Genomic DNA, 401 nt, shown 5'->3' on the forward strand with positions numbered 1-401 from the left:
GTTTAGCAGGTCGCGTTTGGGCTGATAGTGCACTCTGTCTCCTCAGGCCGCAGCCTGTAATCACCTTCACGTGTTGGCTTTATGCCTTAAACGTCCGGCTATTTCAATCGGTGAAGGGGAGAGTTACACACCCTTTACCTTAAGGAGTGCTAAAAAATTCAGCAACATGGCGACGCGGGCGCACGCCTGGCGCGAGACGCGCCCGCAGCGCTCATGTACACTGAGCCGATTATTGAGTGAAGTCACCGAGGTGGTATGCATGGAATTACTCTCTGAATATGGTCTGTTTTTAGCCAAAGTCGCCACCGTGGTGGTTGCGGTGGCGATCGTTATGACGCTTATCATCAATTTGCGCCAGCGCAAACGTCAGCGCGGCGAGCTGAAGATCACCCGCTTTAACG

General features: G+C 53.4%; 1 protein-coding gene. It reads left to right on the plus strand.

All coding sequences use genetic code 11. From position 1 onward, the window contains the following. Window positions 1–259: 259 nt before the first annotated feature. Window positions 260–401, plus strand: a 142-nt coding sequence (locus P3R27_RS15355) for a hypothetical protein (RefSeq protein WP_369075747.1), incomplete at its 3' end; no start/stop codon positions are given.

This window comes from Enterococcus spodopteracolus (genome assembly GCF_030441955.1).
In the GTDB taxonomy this organism is placed as follows: domain Bacteria; phylum Bacillota; class Bacilli; order Lactobacillales; family Enterococcaceae; genus Enterococcus_B; species Enterococcus_B spodopteracolus.